This window comes from Paraburkholderia sp. BCC1886 (assembly GCF_900996245.1).
GTDB lineage: Bacteria > Pseudomonadota > Gammaproteobacteria > Burkholderiales > Burkholderiaceae > Paraburkholderia.
Genome location: NZ_CAAJGK010000063.1, coordinates 201,870 through 218,467, shown reverse-complemented (window position 1 = coordinate 218,467; position 16,598 = coordinate 201,870). Strand labels below are relative to the sequence as shown.

General features: G+C 62.7%; 18 protein-coding genes. 9 read left to right on the top strand and 9 right to left on the bottom strand.

All coding sequences use genetic code 11. From position 1 onward, the window contains the following. Positions 1 to 3 precede the first annotated feature (3 nt). The 5 genes from queG to plsY all read left to right on the top strand — a co-directional run bounded on the left by queG (position 4) and on the right by plsY (position 4,060). Positions 4 to 1,254, top strand: a complete 1,251-nt coding sequence (queG, locus tag FQ746_RS23180) for a tRNA epoxyqueuosine(34) reductase QueG (protein ID WP_144111963.1) — start codon at positions 4 to 6, stop codon at positions 1,252 to 1,254. 93 nt (positions 1,255 to 1,347) lie between these two features. Beyond that, on the top strand, positions 1,348 to 1,833 hold the full coding sequence (locus tag FQ746_RS23175) for a methylated-DNA--[protein]-cysteine S-methyltransferase (RefSeq protein ID WP_144111962.1): 486 nt from the start codon (positions 1,348 to 1,350) through the stop codon (positions 1,831 to 1,833). Next, on the top strand, positions 1,830 to 2,765 hold the full coding sequence (gene xerD / locus FQ746_RS23170; RefSeq protein WP_144111961.1) for a site-specific tyrosine recombinase XerD: 936 nt from the start codon (positions 1,830 to 1,832) through the stop codon (positions 2,763 to 2,765). The genes FQ746_RS23175 and xerD overlap by 4 nt, the downstream gene beginning before the upstream one ends. Positions 2,766 to 2,796: 31 nt before the next feature. Continuing rightward, positions 2,797 to 3,288 (top strand): Cys-tRNA(Pro) deacylase, encoded by a 492-nt coding sequence (ybaK, locus tag FQ746_RS23165; RefSeq protein WP_144112256.1) that lies wholly within the window; start codon positions 2,797 to 2,799, stop codon positions 3,286 to 3,288. Positions 3,289 to 3,427: 139 nt separating this feature from the next. Then, positions 3,428 to 4,060 carry a glycerol-3-phosphate 1-O-acyltransferase PlsY gene (gene plsY / locus FQ746_RS23160; RefSeq protein WP_144111960.1) on the top strand — a complete coding sequence of 211 codons (633 nt, stop codon included), beginning with the start codon at positions 3,428 to 3,430 and terminating at the stop codon, positions 4,058 to 4,060. Between the two features lie 43 nt (positions 4,061 to 4,103). On the opposite strand, the gene FQ746_RS23155 is transcribed toward plsY, so the two are convergent. Continuing rightward, positions 4,104 to 4,589 carry a YajQ family cyclic di-GMP-binding protein gene (locus tag FQ746_RS23155; RefSeq protein WP_144111959.1) on the bottom strand — a complete coding sequence of 162 codons (486 nt, stop codon included), beginning with the start codon at positions 4,587 to 4,589 and terminating at the stop codon, positions 4,104 to 4,106. A 180-nt stretch (positions 4,590 to 4,769) separates the two neighbouring features. On the opposite strand from FQ746_RS23155, the gene murB reads away from it, so the two are divergent. Beyond that, a complete protein-coding gene (gene murB, locus FQ746_RS23150) occupies positions 4,770 to 5,813 on the top strand; it encodes a UDP-N-acetylmuramate dehydrogenase (protein WP_144111958.1) in 1,044 nt (347 codons plus the stop codon). Positions 5,814 to 5,916: 103 nt separating this feature from the next. On the opposite strand, the gene FQ746_RS23145 is transcribed toward murB, so the two are convergent. Both FQ746_RS23145 and argF read right to left on the bottom strand, forming a co-directional pair. After that, positions 5,917 to 7,143: an argininosuccinate synthase gene (locus FQ746_RS23145; protein ID WP_144111957.1), complete on the bottom strand. Its 1,227-nt coding sequence runs from the start codon at positions 7,141 to 7,143 to the stop codon at positions 5,917 to 5,919. Positions 7,144 to 7,347: 204 nt separating this feature from the next. After that, positions 7,348 to 8,277, bottom strand: coding sequence for an ornithine carbamoyltransferase (gene argF / locus FQ746_RS23140; protein ID WP_144111956.1), 930 nt, complete (start codon positions 8,275 to 8,277; stop codon positions 7,348 to 7,350). Positions 8,278 to 8,663: 386 nt separating this feature from the next. On the opposite strand from argF, the gene FQ746_RS23135 reads away from it, so the two are divergent. Continuing rightward, positions 8,664 to 9,011 carry a DUF3579 domain-containing protein gene (locus FQ746_RS23135; protein WP_144111955.1) on the top strand — a complete coding sequence of 116 codons (348 nt, stop codon included), beginning with the start codon at positions 8,664 to 8,666 and terminating at the stop codon, positions 9,009 to 9,011. Positions 9,012 to 9,181: 170 nt separating this feature from the next. Here FQ746_RS23135 and rpsT read toward each other — a convergent pair whose 3' ends face one another. Further along, positions 9,182 to 9,460 carry a 30S ribosomal protein S20 gene (gene rpsT / locus FQ746_RS23130; protein WP_144111954.1) on the bottom strand — a complete coding sequence of 93 codons (279 nt, stop codon included), beginning with the start codon at positions 9,458 to 9,460 and terminating at the stop codon, positions 9,182 to 9,184. 508 nt (positions 9,461 to 9,968) lie between these two features. Here rpsT and murJ point away from each other — a divergent pair. Both murJ and FQ746_RS23120 read left to right on the top strand, forming a co-directional pair. Further along, positions 9,969 to 11,519, top strand: a complete 1,551-nt coding sequence (murJ, locus tag FQ746_RS23125) for a murein biosynthesis integral membrane protein MurJ (RefSeq protein WP_144111953.1) — start codon at positions 9,969 to 9,971, stop codon at positions 11,517 to 11,519. A 5-nt stretch (positions 11,520 to 11,524) separates the two neighbouring features. Then, on the top strand, positions 11,525 to 12,367 hold the full coding sequence (locus FQ746_RS23120; RefSeq protein ID WP_144111952.1) for a SirB1 family protein: 843 nt from the start codon (positions 11,525 to 11,527) through the stop codon (positions 12,365 to 12,367). 69 nt (positions 12,368 to 12,436) lie between these two features. Here FQ746_RS23120 and FQ746_RS23115 read toward each other — a convergent pair whose 3' ends face one another. The 5 genes from FQ746_RS23115 to lpxK form a co-directional block, all read right to left on the bottom strand. Beyond that, positions 12,437 to 13,195, bottom strand: a complete 759-nt coding sequence (locus tag FQ746_RS23115; RefSeq protein ID WP_144111951.1) for a 3-hydroxyacyl-CoA dehydrogenase — start codon at positions 13,193 to 13,195, stop codon at positions 12,437 to 12,439. A gap of 222 nt (positions 13,196 to 13,417) precedes the next feature. Continuing rightward, entirely contained in the window at positions 13,418 to 14,083 is a 666-nt protein-coding gene (gene adk, locus FQ746_RS23110; protein ID WP_144111950.1) for an adenylate kinase, read from the bottom strand. A gap of 210 nt (positions 14,084 to 14,293) precedes the next feature. After that, entirely contained in the window at positions 14,294 to 15,094 is an 801-nt protein-coding gene (gene kdsB / locus FQ746_RS23105) for a 3-deoxy-manno-octulosonate cytidylyltransferase (protein WP_144111949.1), read from the bottom strand. Between the two features lie 133 nt (positions 15,095 to 15,227). Continuing rightward, entirely contained in the window at positions 15,228 to 15,431 is a 204-nt protein-coding gene (locus FQ746_RS23100) for a Trm112 family protein (RefSeq protein WP_007180583.1), read from the bottom strand. Next, entirely contained in the window at positions 15,412 to 16,428 is a 1,017-nt protein-coding gene (lpxK, locus tag FQ746_RS23095) for a tetraacyldisaccharide 4'-kinase (protein WP_144111948.1), read from the bottom strand. Before lpxK ends, FQ746_RS23100 begins: the two co-directional genes overlap by 20 nt. Positions 16,429 to 16,598 lie beyond the last annotated feature (170 nt).

Genomic DNA, 16,598 nt, shown 5'->3' with positions numbered 1-16,598 from the left:
GTGATGAACCGAAGTCCGGAGTCCCCCGTTGCCCACCCGCCTGCGTTGAACGACGCCGGTGCGACTGCGCGCGCAGAGCCTTCGCTGGATGAGGCGGCGTTGCATGCGCTCGCGCTGGACATCAGGACATGGGGCCGCGAACTGGGCTTCGGAGCCATCGGCATTAGCGACACCGATCTCTCCGCTGCCGAAGCGCCGCTCGCTGCCTGGCTGGAAGCGGGGTGCCACGGCGAGATGGATTATATGGCCAAACACGGCATGAAACGCGCGCGGCCGGCCGAGCTTGTGGCCGGTACGCGACGCGTGATCACTGCCCGTATCGCGTATCTGCCGGCCGCGACATTGCAGGGTGAGACGCGCGAGCGCGCGACCGCGAACACGCAGGAAACGCCGCGAGAATGGCGCGCAGCCGAGCATGCGCGTCTCGCAGACCCGAGCGCGGCCGTCGTATCCGTCTATGCGCGCGGTCGCGATTATCACAAGGTGATGCGTAACCGTCTGCAACATCTCGCCGACAGGATCGAAGCGCAGATCGGCGCATTCGGCTACCGCGTATTTACCGATTCGGCGCCGGTGCTCGAGGTAGAACTTGCGCAGAAGGGCGGCATCGGCTGGCGCGGCAAACATACGTTGCTGCTACAGCGTGACGCTGGGTCGCTGTTCTTTCTCGGCGAGATTTACGTCGATGTACCCTTGCCGACCGATGCCGACACGACACCCGAGCTCGCTCCCGAGTCGCCCGGCGCGCATTGCGGCAGTTGCACGCGCTGCATCGGCGCGTGTCCGACCGGCGCGATCGTCGCGCCTTATAAAGTCGATGCGCGCCTATGCATCTCCTATCTCACCATCGAACTGAAAGGCAGCATTCCGCTCGATATGCGGCCGCTCATCGGCAATCGCGTGTACGGTTGCGACGACTGCCAGCTCGTGTGTCCGTGGAACAAGTTTGCGCAGGCCGCGCCGGTCGCCGATTTCGACGTGCGCCATGGGCTCGACCGCGCGTCGCTGGTCGAACTGTTTGCATGGAGCGCCGACGAGTTCGACACGCGCATGCAAGGCAGTGCGATCCGCCGTATCGGTTATGAAAGCTGGCTGCGCAATCTGGCGGTCGGGATGGGCAATGCGTTGCGGGCGTCGCCGCAGAGCATCGGCGAAGCGGCGCGTGAAGCGGTCGTTGCCGCGTTGCGCGCGCGCCTGAACGATGAATCCGCGGTGGTGCGCGAGCACGTGGAGTGGGCGTTGCAAGCGGCGTAAAGTAGCGCGGTCGAACAGCGGTCGAATAGCAGTTGAATAGCAGTCGAACAGCGGTCGAACAGCAGGGCTCAAAGTGGAAACCTCAAGGCAGTCATGAAACAGGCCACGTTATTCAACGCCGTGATAGATGCACCGTTCGGCAAGGTCGGCATTCGTGTGCAGGACGACGCGTTGCGCGAGATCGTCTATCTGCCCGAGTCGATACCGAACGTCACGCCAGACACGCCACTGGCGCGCGCAGCGGTAGAGCAGATCGAGCAATACTTCGCGAACGCCGCCACGAAATTCACGTTACCGCTGGCGCCCGTCGGCACCGCTTTCCAGCAGCGTGTGTGGCAGGCGATCGACGGGATTGCGCCGGGCGTCGTGCTCACCTACGGACAACTGGCGAAGCAGCTCGGCAGCGTGCCGCGCGCGATCGGGCAGGCGTGCGGTGCCAATTACTTTCCGATTCTGATTCCGTGTCACCGGGTGGTGGGGGCGAGCGGGATCGGCGGCTTTTCGAATCACGCCGGCGACGGTTTCTTTCGCAACGTCAAGCGCTGGCTGCTGACGCATGAAGGTGCTTCTTATCCATGAGTGATACCCCGGCTGAAGACGCCATCGTCGTGTCTCCGTTGTTCCTCGCAAGCAATGCCTCGATCGATGCGTTCTGCGACGCGCTGTGGCTCGAACACGGTCTGTCGCGCAACACGCTCGATGCCTACCGGCGCGATCTGCGGCTCTTCTGCGAATGGCTCGCGACGACCCGCAACAGTTCGCTCGACATCGCCAGCGAAGCCGATCTCAACGCCTATAGCGCGGCGCGTCAGAAAGACAAATCGACGTCGGCGAACCGTCGCCTGTCGGTGTTCCGGCGTTACTACGGCTGGGCGGTGCGCGAGCATCGTGCGCAGGTCGATCCGACCTTGAAGATCCGCTCGGCCAAACAGCCGCCGCGTTTTCCGTCGACGCTGTCCGAAGCGCAGGTCGAAGCGCTGCTCGGTGCGCCCGATATCGGCACGCCGCTCGGGCTGCGCGATCGCACCATGCTCGAACTGATGTACGCGAGCGGCCTGCGTGTCACGGAACTCGTCACGTTGAAAACCGTGGAAGTCGGGCTGAACGACGGCGTCGTGCGCGTGATGGGCAAGGGTTCGAAAGAGCGGCTGATTCCGTTCGGCGAGGAAGCGCATGGCTGGATCGAGCGTTATCTGCGCAAGGCGCGGCCGGCGCTGCTCGGTGCACGCGCGAGCGACGCGCTGTTCGTGACGTCGCGCGCCGAAGGCATGACCCGCCAGCAGTTCTGGAACATCATCAAACGGCATGCGGCGGCGGCCGACGTGCGCGCGCCGTTGTCGCCGCATACGTTGCGGCATGCGTTCGCCACGCATCTGCTCAATCACGGCGCCGATCTGCGCGTCGTGCAATTGCTGCTCGGCCACACGGATATCTCGACTACGCAGATCTACACGCACGTGGCCCGCGAGCGGCTCAAGTCGCTGCATGCGCAACATCATCCGCGTGGATGAGATCGGAGCGAGCGAACGCTACAATGCGCCGATGAGCAAATCCCGACACGTTTCCGAAACGCCCGCGACGCAGTTTCTGCGCCGTCAGGGCGTCGCTTTCACCGAGCATCCGTACGATTACGTGGAGCATGGCGGCACCGGCGAATCGGCGCGCCAGCTCGGCGTCGACGAGCATCAGGTGGTCAAGACGCTGGTGATGGAAGACGAGCACGCGAAGCCGCTGATCGTCCTGATGCACGGCGACCGGACCGTCAGCACCAAGAACCTCGCGCGGCAGATCGGCGCGAAGCGCGTCGAGCCATGCAAGCCGGAGGTGGCGAACCGGCACTCGGGTTATCTGATCGGCGGCACTTCGCCGTTCGGCACCCGCAAGGCGATGCCGGTGTACGTGGAGTCCAGCATTCTCGCGCTGGAGCGCATCTGGTTGAATGGCGGGCGGCGCGGTTTTCTGGTCGGTATCGAGCCCAACGTGCTGACCGAACAGCTCGCGGCAAAGCCGGTACAGTGCGCGAGCGTCGATTGAGGTTTGTCTGAATGTTTTCCGGGCGCGCGGGTTCGGTAGAATGTGCGCCGCCCGGGCGGTGCCGCTTTGCTGCCTGGTCGCTTTCCTGTTGCGGCCGGACTGTCGAGTTCCGCGCCGCCGATTCCTATAAGAGTCCCCGATGCAAAATCTGATCGTTGCTGTGCTGGCCTACCTGATCGGCTCGGTGTCGTTCGCCGTCATCGTGAGCGCCGCGATGGGGCTGGACGACCCGCGCTCGTACGGCTCGGGCAACCCCGGCGCGACCAACGTGCTGCGCAGCGGCAGCAAGAAAGCCGCGATCCTCACGCTGATCGGCGATGCCTTCAAGGGCTGGCTGCCGGTGTGGTTCGTGGTGCACTACGGCGCGCGTTTCGGCCTCGACGACACCTCGGTCGCCATCGCTTCCATCGCCGTGTTTCTTGGCCATCTGTACCCGGTGTTTTTCCGTTTCAAAGGCGGCAAGGGTGTAGCCACGGCCGCCGGCGTGCTGCTCGCGATCAACCCGATTCTCGGCGTGGCGACGCTGCTCACCTGGCTGATCGTGGCGTTTTTCACGCGCTATTCGTCACTGGCGGCGCTCGCGGCGGCGGTGTTCGCGCCGCTGTTCGATGGCTTTCTGTTCGGCCCGCACGTCATCGCGCTGTCGATCGTGGTGATGAGTTCGCTGCTGGTGTGGCGTCATCGCGCGAACATCGCCAAGCTGATGCGCGGGCAGGAGAGCCGCATCGGCGACAAGAAGAAGGCCGCCGCCGCGGCCGCCGATGCGGATTAAATCCCTTTGATGCACGGGCGGCGCGTGCCGCCGTTGGGGGGAGTCAGTCGCGGAAGTTGTTGAAGTCGAGCGGCGTGTCCGTCACGTCCTTGCGCAGCAGCGCGATGACGCTTTGCAGGTCGTCGCGTTTGCCGCCGGTGATGCGCACAGCGTCGCCCTGAATGCTCGCCTGGACCTTGATCTTGCTGTCTTTCACGAGGCGCACGATTTTCTTCGACAGATCGCCCGACACGCCTTTCTTGATCTTGATGACCTGCTTGACCTTGTCGCCGCCGATCTTCTCGGTCTTGCCGTAGTCGAGAAAGCGCACGTCGACGTTGCGCTTGGCCATTTTCGACACCAGCACGTCGGTGACCTGGCCGAGCTTGAAGTCGTCGTCGGCATAGGCGGTGATTTCGCTTTCCTTGTGCTCGACGCGCGCGTCCGACCCCTTGAAGTCGAAGCGCGTGGAAATTTCCTTGTTGGACTGCTCGATCGCGTTCTTGACTTCGATCATGTTGGCTTCGCAGACGACGTCGAACGATGGCATGGCTTTCTCCCAATAGTGCTGCGATGCGTGATGCGGCCGGCCGGCTGCACACAGGCACTCGCTATAATCACGGACCGGACGTCATTTTACCGACGCCGCCCGCATTTGCCTAAGCCGTATCCGCATCTGCATTGGCATCCGCATCGCTACGCTTTATTCCTGCTCCCACTTTCCTCTCCGATGTCCCAATCCGATCAGGCCGCCTTCCTCGCCGACTATCCGCTCAAGGCGCACAACACCTTCGGTTTCGATGTACGAGCAAAGCTCGCCTGCGTGATCGAGCATGAGGCGCAATTGCTGGCGGCCGTGCGCGATCCGCGGGTCGCCGGTTTGCCCTTGCTCGTGCTGGGCGGCGGCAGCAATGTCGTGCTGACCCGCGACTTCGCCGGGCTCGTGCTGCTGGTGACGCTGCGCGGACGGCGCGTCGTGCGGGAAGACGAGTCGGCATGGTATGTCGAGGCGGCGGCCGGCGAGCCCTGGCATGACTTCGTCGCGTGGACGTTGACGCAAGGGCTGGCAGGTCTCGAGAATCTCGCGTTGATCCCGGGCACGGTGGGCGCGGCGCCGATCCAGAATATCGGCGCGTATGGGCTCGAGATGGGCGAACGTTTTGCCTCGCTGCGCGCAGTGGAGCTGGCCACGGGCGCGGTGGTCGAGTTCGACGCCGACGCCTGCCGGTTCGGCTACCGCGACAGTTTTTTCAAGCGGGAAGGGCGCGATCGTTTCGTGATTACGTCGGTAACGTTCCGGCTGCCGAAGCACTGGCAGCCGCGCGCGGGTTACGCCGATCTGGCGCGCGAGCTTGCCGCGAGCGGTCACGAGGAAGGCTCGCCGCCAGCCGCGCAGGCGATTTTCGACGCGGTGGTCGCGGTGCGGCGCGCGAAATTGCCGGACCCGCTGCAACTGGGCAACGCCGGGAGTTTCTTCAAGAATCCTGTGGTCGAGGCGGCGCAGTTCGAGGCGCTCAAGCTCAAGGAGCCCGAGGTCGTTTCGTATGCGCAGCCTGATGGGCGGGTCAAGCTCGCGGCGGGCTGGTTGATCGACCGGTGCGGCTGGAAAGGCCGCGCGATCGGCGCGGCGGCGGTGCATGAGCGGCAGGCGCTGGTGCTGGTCAATCGCGGCGGCGCGAGCGGCGCAGATGTGCTGGCGTTGGCGCAAGCCATTCAGCGCGATGTGCTGGCGCGCTTCGGCGTGGAGCTGGAAGCGGAGCCGGTCTGCTTGTGAGCGTTGGACGTTCCTGACTGAGCGAGATCCGCAATAGAAAAGGCGCCGGGAGAGTGGAAACTCTTCCGGCGCCTTTTTATTAGCGGCTCGTGTTCAGATCCGCTTAGTCACGCTGACGGCGTGCGTTTTCAGCAATCCGCATACGCAAGGCATTCAGCTTGATGAACCCGCCGGCGTCGGCCTGGTTGTACGCGCCGCCGTCGTCGTCGAACGTGGCGATGGTCTTGTCGAACAGCGTTTCCTTCGAATCGCGTGCGACCACCGAGACGCTGCCCTTGTACAGCTTCACGCGCACCCAGCCGTTGACCTTTTCCTGCGTGTGGTCGATCAGCACCTGAATCGCACGACGCTCCGGGCTCCACCAGTAGCCGTTGTAAATCAGCGAGGCGTAGCGTGCCATCAGATCGTCTTTCAGGTGGGCCACTTCACGGTCGAGCGTGATCGACTCGATGCCGCGGTGCGCCTTCAGCATGATCGTGCCGCCCGGCGTTTCATAGCAGCCGCGCGACTTCATGCCGACGTAACGGTTTTCCACCAGATCCAGACGGCCGATGCCGTGCTTGCCGCCCAGACGGTTCAGTTCCGTCAGCATGTCGGCGGGCGACAGGCGCTTGCCGTTGATCGCGACCGGGTCGCCGTGCTCGTATTCGATGTCGAGGTATTCGGCCTGATCGGGCGCCTGTTCCGGCGACACCGTCCAGCGCCACATCTCGGCTTCGGCTTCGGCTTTCGGGTCTTCGAGATGACGGCCTTCGAACGAGATGTGCAGCAGGTTCGCGTCCATCGAATACGGCGCGCCGCCTTGCTTGTGCTTCATTTCGATCGGGATGCCGGCGCTTTCCGCGTACGCGAGCAGCTTTTCGCGCGAGAGCAGGTCCCATTCACGCCACGGTGCGATGACCTTGATGCCGGGTTCCAGCGCGTAGTAGCCGAGTTCGAAGCGAACCTGGTCGTTACCCTTGCCGGTTGCGCCGTGCGACACGGCTTGTGCGCCGGTAGCACGTGCAATTTCGATCTGGCGTTTGGCGATGAGCGGACGCGCGATGGACGTGCCCAGCAGATACTCGCCTTCGTAAATCGTGTTGGCGCGGAACATCGGGAAGACGTAGTCGCGCACGAATTCTTCGCGCAGGTCTTCGATGAAAATGTTTTCCTGCTTGATGCCGAGTTGCAAGGCCTTCTTGCGCGCCGGTTCCAGCTCTTCGCCCTGGCCGATATCGGCCGTGAACGTGACGACTTCGGCGTCGTAGTTGTCCTGCAACCACTTCAGGATGACGGAGGTGTCGAGGCCGCCCGAATAGGCGAGCACGACTTTCTTGATATCGCTCATGGTGAACTCGTAGCTGGAGAAAGCGGGAAAACAAGGCGCGCCGGCGAGGCTGGCGCACGGAAAACCACTATTTTGACACTAAACCGCGATTCGCCCGGGTTTTTGACGGTCCGGCGGCTACGCGATGGCGCGGCGCTAAACGTGGTTGCCTTGCCTCGTAGTCAAGGCCCCGTCGCGCTTCACGCAGGCGCCGCGTGAGCTCGCTCAGTGATTGAGCTTGCCGAGCAGCAGATATTCCATCAAGGCTTTTTGCACGTGCAGACGATTTTCCGCTTCGTCCCACACGACGCTTTGCGGACCGTCGATCACGTCCGCGCTGACTTCCTCACCGCGATGGGCGGGCAGGCAATGCATGAAGAGCGCGTCCACATTCGCGCGCGCCATCATGTCGGCGTCGACGCACCAGTCGGCGAAGGCCTGCTTGCGGGCTTCGTTTTCTGCTTCGAAGCCCATGCTGGTCCACACGTCGGTGGTGACCAGGTCGGCGCCGGTGCAGGCGTCGTTCGGATCGTCGAATTCTTCGTAGAACGGCGCGCTTTCGGCTGCGACCATCGCACGGTCGAGCTGGTAACCCGGCGGCGTGGACAGACGCAACTTGAAGCCGAGAATCTGCGCGGCTTCGATCCACGTGTACAGCATGTTGTTTGCGTCGCCGACCCAGGCGACCGTCTTGCCGCGAATCGGCCCGCGGTGCTCGAAATACGTGAAGATGTCCGCGAGGACCTGGCAAGGGTGATATTCGTTGGTGAGTCCGTTGATGACCGGGACGCGCGAGTTATCGGCAAAGCGCTGGAGGATGTCCTGACCGAACGTGCGGATCATGATGATGTCGACCATGCGCGAGATGACTTGCGCTGCGTCTTCGATCGGTTCGCCGCGACCGAGCTGCGTGTCGCGCGTGCTCATGAATACGGCATGACCGCCGAGCTGAAAAATACCGGCTTCGAAAGACAGACGCGTGCGCGTCGAATTCTTTTCGAAGATCATCGCCAGCGTGCGATCGTGCAACGGATGATAAGTCTCGTAGTTCTTGAACTTGCGTTTCAGAATGCGTGCGCGTTCGAGCACGTACTCGTAGTCGTCCAGCGAGAAATCCTTGAACTGCAGATAGTGGCGAATTTTCTTGGCGGTCATGAAACAAATACGGCGGTCTCACCCGGCAGGATTGCCGGACGGCGCCGCCGTCGTTTATGGTAACTGCGTGCAGCATAAAGGATTTCACCTCGTTTGACGAGTCGGCTAAAAGCGCGTGAAAGCTGGATGAAGGGCGTGCGCGAGTGCTGGATTGAGCTTGTGTGCAGTGCGGAAAAAGGTCCGCTGCGCTATAATCCGCGGGTTATCCCATAGCCCACCAGGCTGGTATTTCGCTCGCGGGAGACGGCTTGAGCGAGCCCAGGCAGTAGCGTGTAGAAGCAATAAGCGCGCAGAAGCTCGCAGAGACTCAAGCGGTTCGGAAAAGCCCCAAGCATTGCCATCAGCATTGCCATCGTCTCGTTGGGCAGTCACACAGGTATTCGTAAATGGCCGAAGCAGCTCCAACCGAATTTTTTATTCAAGGCGTAACGTCGACGGGGAAAAAGTTTCGGCCGAGCGACTGGTCGGAGCGGCTCGCAGGCGTCATGGCCTGTTTTGGTCCGAGCCCAGGTGGCCGCGGCCCCAATGCTTATCTGCAATATTCGCTGTACGTGCGCCCGACTATGATCGGCGACCTGAAGTGCGTGATTCTCGATTCGCGCCTGCGCGACATCGAGCCCATGGCCTTCGACTTCGTTCTTAACTTTGCTAAAGACAACGACCTGCTCGTTACCGAAGCGTGCGAGTTGCAGCTCGAACATGCGCCGCCGCCGCAGGTCAAGAAATGGCGCTGAGCCGTGCGCTTTGGAATTAAAAAAACCCGCTATGAGCGGGTTTTTTTGTGTCCTGACCGGTCTTCTGGAGGACTTGCCTGACGCTGGCGAGCCAAGCAAAAAAGCCCGCCGAGGCGAGCTTTTTTGGGCAGCGGAAACAGGAGGTAGCCCACCGGAGCGGGCCAACCGAATTACGCTGCTGCGGAAGCCTGCAGACCCTTGATGGCTGCAGACAGACGGCTCTTATGGCGAGCAGCCTTGTTTTTGTGAACGATTCTCTTGTCGGCGATGATGTCGATGGTCTTCGACGATGCCAGGAAGATTTCAGCGGCCTTAGCCTTGTCACCTGCGTCGATTGCCTTGCGGACAGCCTTGATAGCCGTGCGGAACTTCGAGCGCAGTGCCGAGTTGTGCGAGTTTGCCTTGGCGGCCTGGCGGGCGCGCTTGCGTGCTTGTGCGGAGTTAGCCATGACGGTTCCTTATCCTGTTCCTGTTTCCAGTACCTGAGCCTCGAGTAGGGAGGTGTTCTGCGGTACTGCTTTAATCCGAACCCTTGGAAGCGATTGCCCAAGAGCGCAAAGAGTGTCGAAAAATCGATCGAACGACGCCGAAAGAAGCAAAGGCGAGCCCGTATTCCGGAATGCCGACGTGAATTCCGACGTTATTGGCGGCGGTCTGACACGGTTTCGACGCGATGCTTGTCGAAAAATCTCATACAGACTGCCTGCTTTGAACCCCGTCCGAAAATTGAGCGAGCTTCGAAACCGGCGATTATAGCAACAAAATCAGGCACGTGGCAACGGCAATCGCCGGACCGGATTCGCCGGGCGATCCCGCTTCCAGCAGTCGGCTGCAGCCCGCACGGGCAAAAAATCCGGCGGATCGACACGCGAGCACGAACGTCTGCCGCGTAAATCGGTCCGAAAGGCGTTCCGGCTCGTCGTCCGCACCCTGCGGCACCCGTATAATAAGCGCCCCATGAATCTATTCCGAGCCCTGCTGACGGTCAGCGGCTTCACGCTGCTGTCGCGCGTGACCGGACTGGCCCGCGAAACGCTGATCGCTCGCGCGTTCGGTGCCAGTCAATACACTGACGCGTTCTACGTCGCCTTCCGCATTCCCAACCTGCTGCGCCGCATCTCGGCGGAGGGCGCATTTTCGCAGGCCTTCGTGCCGATCCTCGCGGAGTTCAAGAATCAGCAGGGACACGACGCCACCAAGGCGCTGGTCGACGCCACGTCGACGGTGCTCGCCTGGGCGTTGGCCGTGCTCTCGCTGATCGGCGTGGTCGGCGCGTCGGGTGTGGTCTTCGTGGTCGCGTCGGGCCTCGCGCACGAGGCGCAAGCCTACGCGCTCGCGGTCACGATGACGCGCATCATGTTCCCGTACATTATTTTCATTTCGCTGACGTCGCTCGCGTCCGGCGTGCTGAATACGTACAAGAACTTCTCGCTGCCCGCGTTCGCGCCGGTGCTGCTGAACGTTGCGTTCATCGCGGCGGCTGTGTTCGTCGCGCCGCGTTTGCACACGCCGGTCTATGCGCTCGCATGGGCGGTGATCGTCGGCGGGCTGCTGCAGTTCGTCGTGCAGTTGCCCGGTCTGAAGAAGATCGACATGCTGCCGCGCATCGGGCTCAATCCGCTCAAAGCGCTCGCTCATCGCGGCGTGAAGCGCGTGCTCTCCAAGATGGTGCCGGCCATGTTCGCGGTGTCGGTCGCGCAAATCAGCCTGATCATCAACACGAACATTGCGTCGCGCATCGGCCCCGGCGCCGTCTCGTGGATCAACTACGCCGACCGCCTGATGGAGTTTCCGACTGCGCTGCTCGGCGTCGCGCTCGGCACGATCCTGTTGCCGAGCCTGTCGAAAGCTCACGTCGATGCGGACCCGCACGAGTATTCGTCGCTGCTCGACTGGGGGCTGCGCGTGACGTTCCTGCTGGCCGCGCCGAGCGCGGTCGCGCTGTTCTTCTTCGCCGAGCCGCTTACCGCGACGCTGTTTCACTACGGCAAGTTCGACGGTCATTCCGTGGTGATGGTCGCGCGCGCGTTGGCCGCGTACGGCATCGGCCTGATCGGTCTGATCCTCATCAAGATTCTCGCGCCCGGGTTTTATGCGAAGCAGGACATCAAAACGCCGGTGAAAATCGGTATCGGCGTGTTGATCGTCACGCAGTTGAGCAACTATGTGTTCGTGCCGATCTTCGCGCACGCGGGTCTCACCTTGAGCGTCGGGCTCGGCGCTTGCGTCAACGCGCTGTTGCTGTTCCTCGGTTTGCGCAAGCGTGGCATCTATATGCCGTCGAACGGCTGGACCCAATTTTTCGTGCAGTTGCTCGGCGCCTGTCTGGTGCTCGCCGGCGCGATGCACTGGCTCGCGATCAGTTTCGACTGGATCGGCATGCATGACCGGCCGATCGACCGCATGGCGCTGCTTGCCGCATGTCTCGTGCTGTTCGCCGCGCTATATTTCGGTATGCTTTGGCTGATGGGCTTCAAGTACGCGTATTTCAAAAGGCGAGTGAAGTGATCACGATGACGCGAGTTCTCGACTATTTCGGCACGCTGGTTGCCGAGGACGACAGCCTGCCGTTGACCGAGGCGGCGCTCTCGCTCGCGCAGGACGCCTATCCCGATCTGGATCTGCAGGGCACGCTGGCCGAGATCGACGAACTGGTGGTGCGTCTGCAAAGGCGCATGCCCGACGACGCCGACATCCGGCAGAAGGTCGGCATTCTCAACCGGTTCTTCTTTCGCGAGCTGGGTTTCGCCAGCAATCTCAACGACTATTACGATCCCGACAACAGTCATCTGAACGCGGTGCTCAAGCGTCGCCGCGGCATTCCGATTTCGCTGGCGGTGCTGTATCTGGAAATGGCCGAGCAGATCGGCATTCCGGTGCGTGGCGTATCGTTTCCGGGGCATTTTCTGTTGCGCGTCACGACGCCCGACGGCGATGTGATGCTCGATCCGACGAGCGGGCATTCGCTATCGGAATCGGAGATGGTGGAAATGCTGGAACCGTACGTCGCTTCGGCCGGCGACTCGGTGAGTCGCGCACTGCGCATGCTGCTGCAGCCCGCGACGCGGCGCGAGATCATCGCGCGCATGTTGCGCAATCTCAAGTCGACGTATTTGCAGACCGAGCGGTGGCAGCGGCTTCTTGCCGTGCAACAGCGTCTCGTGATTCTGCTGCCGGACAGTATCGAGGAAGTGCGCGATCGCGGTTTCGCTTACGCGCGGCTCGATTATCTACGGCCGGCTCTGGAAGACCTGGAGCGATATCTCGGCGATCGGCCGGATGCCGAGGACGCGACGGTGGTGGAGTCGCAGTTGCACGAGTTGCGGCAACGTACGCAGCATAACGATCGCGATTGATCGACCGGCAAATAAAAAACGCCTGCATCTTTGCGAGATGCAGGCGTTTTTCATTGGTACGCGCTTTTGTCACTTGGGCTGCATGCGGATCGCGCCGTCGAGGCGGATTACTTCGCCGTTGAGCATCGGATTATCGAAAATCTGTTTGGCGAGCATCGCGTATTCCGCGGGTTTGCCGAGACGCGGCGGAAACGGCACCATCGCGCCGAGCGCATCCTGCACTTCTTGCGGCATGCCGAGCAGCATGGGTGTTTCGAAGATGCCCGGTGCGATGGTCATCACGCGAATCGCGCTGCGCGACAGGTCGCGTGCGATCGGCAAGGTCATGCCGACCACGCCGGCTTTCGACGCCGCATAGGCGGCCTGGCCGATCTGCCCGTCGTACGCCGCGACCGATGCCGTGTTGATGATCACGCCCCGCTCGCCGAACGCATTGGGTTCGTTTTTCGCCATGGCCGCAGCGGCGAGCCGGATCATGTTGAAGGTGCCGATGAGGTTGATCGAAATGGTGCGCGCAAAAGCGTCCAGCGGATGCGGGCCATCCTTGCCGACCGTCTTTGCGGCCGGCGCGACGCCGGCGCAATTCACGAGGCCGCGCAGCGTGCCGAGTTTCAGCGCGGCTTCGACCGCTTGCGTGGCGTCGTCTTCGCGGCTTACGTCGCATTTGACGAACACGCCGCCCAATTCGTCGGCGAGTGCGACGCCCGCGTCCTGGTTCAGATCGGCGAGGGCCACCTTGCCGCCGTGCTCGACCAGAAGGCGCGCCGTGGCAGCGCCGAGTCCCGATGCACCGCCGGTGATCAGGAATACATTGTCACGAATCTCCATGTCTTCTCCTTTGCTACGGTTCAGTAATGTCAGGATCGAATATTTTTTCGACGACCGATTGTACGGCTTATGCTGCAATGCGGAAAGTGCGGCGGACGCGCCGCAGTGTTTGAAATCGTTCTGGATGGCTAACGAATACGGCCGCAGCGGAAAAGTGCGGCGTATAAAAAAACCCGCCGGCGGGGCGGGTTCTTCTAACGTTGTTTGCCGAACGACGCGAGCTTACTTCAACGCGTCGAACGCGCGAGTGCGGATTTCATCGACCGTGCCGAGGCCCGAAATGCGGCGATATTGCGGCGCTTCGAGCGAGGACGACGCATCGCCGTTCTTCGCCCAGTTGTTGTAGTAGTCGATCAGCGGCTTGGTTTGCGCTTCGTACACTTCCAGACGCTTCTTGACGGTCTCTTCCTTGTCGTCGTCGCGCTGGATGAGCGGCTCGCCCGTCACGTCGTCCTTGCCTTCGACTTTCGGCGGATTGAACTTGATGTGATACGTACGGCCCGAAGCGGCATGCGAGCGACGGCCGCTCATGCGCACGATGATCTCGTCGAACGGAACGTCGATTTCCAGCACGTAGTCGATTGCCACGCCAGCCTGCTTCATGGCCTCGGCCTGCGGAATGGTGCGCGGAAAACCGTCGAACAGATAACCGTTCGCGCAGTCCTGCTCTTTCAGACGTTCCTTCACCAGGTTGATGATGAGTTCGTCGGTGACCAGTTCGCCTGCGTCCATGAAGCGCTTGGCTTCGATGCCGAGCGGCGTGCCCGCCTTGACGGCGGCACGCAGCATGTCACCGGTGGAAATTTGCGGAATGCCGAACTTTTCCTTGATGAACGTTGCCTGAGTGCCCTTACCCGCGCCGGGCGCACCCAAAAGGATCAAACGCATGTGATATCTCCAGATCTATGTGAATTCTGTCGTAGCGCTGAAGCCATCCCACGAAAACCGAGGGGCCCGCATCGGCTGCCGTCAGGGTCCGCGCTGCTCGTCGACACGACGGCGCTGCAGGACGATAACGGCGCGACCGGGTTAAACCCTGGCTCTCGCGTTCAACGGGAGGCGCGCACAACCGTCCGATTATGCCATGGGTTTTTGCGCTCAAGCCCCGAATAAAGCCTGCACGCGCGCCAGATCGGCAGGGGTGTCGACGCCCGGCAGCGGGGCGTCGTGGGTCACGAGGACCGCGATGCGCTCGCCATGCCACATTGCGCGCAACTGTTCGAGCGCTTCGACCTGTTCGAGCGGCGAGATTGCCAGAGTGGGATAAGAGCGCAAAAACTGCGCGCGATAGGCGTATAGCCCGATATGCCGGTAGACCGCCGCGGGAGCCGGTGGCGCGGGCATTGCCGCGATGTCGGGCCAGTGCGGCTGATACGCGTCGCGGGCCCACGGAATCGGCGCGCGCGAAAAGTACAGCGCGACGCCGCGAGCGTCGAGCACGACCTTGACGACATTGGGGTTGAAGATCTCGGCGGGATCGGCGATGGGATGCGCGGCGGTGGCGATGGCGCAATCGGGATTCGCCGCAAGGTGCGACGCCACGCCGCAGACGAGCGCCGGGTCGATCAAGGGTTCGTCGCCTTGCACGTTGACGACGAGCGTGTCGTCGCTCCAGCCGAACTGCGCGGCCACTTCGGCGAGCCGGTCGGTGCCGGACGGATGATCGGCGCGCGTCAGCACGGCTTCGAAGCCATGTTCGCGCGCGACCTCGAGCACCGCTTGCGCGTCCGACGCGATCAGCACCTGCTGTGCGCCCGACACGCGCGCACGTTCGGCGACCCGCACCACCATCGGTTTGCCGCCGATGTCGGCGAGCGGTTTATTCGGCAGGCGCGTCGACGCGAGCCGGGCCGGAACCACGGCAATGAACGGAGGAGGGGAGACGTCGGCTCGAGTCATGGAGAGTGAGTCAGCAGGAAGGATCGGCGGGAATGAAACTGCGGAGTAAGTCAGCGAGTCGAGCCGCCGCAACTTGCGAAGCAAGGCAGCCGGAACAGACTGCCCGCCCAAAGCGGCAAGCCGAACCGCTGCTTCAGGCCACCGAACCCGGATTCAGATCGACCGGGGTGCCTTCCACGGTTTGACGGGCTTCGTCGACCAGCATGACGGGAATGCCGTCGCGAATCGGATAAGCGAGCTTGTCCGCATTGCAGATGAGTTCCTGCGCGGCGCGATCGTAGCTGAGCGGGCCCTTGCAGATGGGGCAGACGAGAATTTCAAGCAGGCGAGCGTCCACGGACTTTCTCCACGACTAATGCAATGAGGCGATGATCGAGCGCGGCTTCAACCGGGACGACCCAGAGGCGCGCATCGTGCCAGGACCCTAATTTTACCGCATCCTTTTCTGTTATCAGGATGGCGTCGACGTCCACGTCGGTAAACGGATTGCGCTCGAACGCATAGTGATCGGGCAGCGCGAGGGTAGCGGGCGTAAGCCCGGCGGCGCGCAGTGTCGCGAAAAAGCGTTCGGGTGCGCCGATGCCGGCCGCCGCCAGCACGCGTTCGCTGCGAAATTGCGCGAGCGGACGGCGCAAGGAGGGTTGATCGACATGCCATGCATCGGCCGGCGCGAGTTGCAGCGCGAACGTGTTCGGCCACGCCGGCAGCGTGCGCGCATACGGATCGTTAATCAGCGTCGCGTCACGGCGGCGCGACAGCGATTCGCGCAATGGACCCGCCGGCAGCAGGAAGCCATTGCCGCCGAGCCGGTGATCGAACACGACCAGTTCCACGTCGCGCGCGAGGCGGTAATGCTGCAGGCCGTCGTCGCTCACGATCACGTCGACTTCGCGATGCGCCGCGCACAGCGCCTGCGCGGCTGCCACGCGATCCGGACAGACCCACACCGGCGCGCCGGTGCGGCGTGCGATCAGCAGCGGTTCGTCGCCACCGATGCTAGCCGCCGAAGTCGGCGAAACGCGCGTCGGCGATTTCACGCGTGCGCCGTAACCGCGCGACACCACGCCGGGCGTGAAGCCCGCCGCCCGCAGCGCTTCGACCAGCGCGATCACGGTGGGCGTCTTGCCCGTGCCGCCGACGGTCACGTTGCCCACTACCACCACGGGCACGCCGATACGCACCGGCTTCAGCCAGCCCAGCGTGAATGCGGCGCGGCGCGCGGCGGCAATCGCGCCGAAAATGCAGGCAAACGGGGTGAGTGCCCAGGCAAGCGGGCCGCGTTGTTGCCATTCGCGTGCAAGACGTGCTGCCAGACGGTCATTGAACTCGCTCATCGGCGAGTCGCTCGTGCGCAAGGAAAGCCGGAGAGTACCGGCGATGAGCAATGCGACGCGCCGCAGCGTGCGGGCTGATGGGGATCGGGCAGCAGGTTGGACAACGAATTGGACAGCAGATCGGGCATGTAGGCGGTACTCCGGACAGTCAAAGAAAGGTGTGGCTGGCG